Source organism: Mesorhizobium sp. WSM4840 (genome assembly GCF_055811755.1).
In genome coordinates this window covers 1-777 of the sequence record NZ_JBVVQD010000116.1, presented here as the reverse complement: position 1 = coordinate 777, position 777 = coordinate 1, and the positions used below count along the sequence as shown (strand labels likewise).

Genomic DNA, 777 nt, shown 5'->3' with positions numbered 1-777 from the left:
CGCGCTGGGCGGCGGGGCGCAGCCCTTCATCCGCTTCGAGCACGAAGCTCCCAACGATCTGTGGCAGATGGATTTCAAGGGCCACGTCGCCTTGCATGGCGGTCGGCTGCATCCGCTCACTGTGCTCGACGACCATTCGCGCTTCTCGATCGCGCTGTCGGCCTGCGCCGATCAGACCACCGCAACCGTGAAGGCCCGGCTGATCGCCGCCTTCCGCCGCTACGGCCTGCCGTGGCGTATCGCCACCGACAACGGCCCGCCCTGGGGCGACGGCGGCCGCAACAACTTCACGCTGCTCACCGTCTGGCTGATCGAGGCTGGCGTCGCCGTCAGCCACTCCAGGCCTGCCACCCGCAGACGCTCGGCAAGGACGAGCGCTTCCATCGCTCGCTCAAAGCCGAAGCGCTGCAGGGACCGCCCTTTGCCGATCTCCCCAAGGCCCAGGACGCCTTCGATCGCTGGCGTCACGTCTACAACACCGTGCGTCCGCACGACGCGCTTGGCGGCGCCGTGCCGCTCGACCGCTACCGCGTCTCGCAGCGCCAGTATCGCGAAATCGTCGAGCCGTTCGACTATGCCAAGGACGATCTCGTCCGCCGCGTTCAGCAGCATGGCTTCGTCTCCATCCTCGGCCACACCATGCGCCTGTGCAGGGCCTTCGCCGGCAAATCCGTCGCCTTCCGCCCAACCGCTGCCGACGGCGTCTTCGACGCCTGGTTCAGACACCAGAAAATAGAAACCATCGACCTCAATGCCCTGGCTCGATAGGATGGCAAA

The 777-nt window shown here is 66.5% G+C and carries 1 protein-coding gene and 1 pseudogene; both read left to right on the top strand.

Annotated elements, in window-relative coordinates; translation table 11 throughout:
- Positions 1–67 precede the first annotated feature (67 nt).
- Positions 68–289, top strand: a pseudogene (locus AC0L3I_RS36945) (DDE-type integrase/transposase/recombinase); the annotation flags it as partial.
- On the top strand, positions 232–768 hold the full coding sequence (locus tag AC0L3I_RS36940) for an integrase core domain-containing protein (RefSeq protein WP_473530235.1): 537 nt from the start codon (positions 232–234) through the stop codon (positions 766–768). The pseudogene AC0L3I_RS36945 and the gene AC0L3I_RS36940, both read left to right, overlap by 58 nt.
- Positions 769–777: the final 9 nt, after the last annotated feature.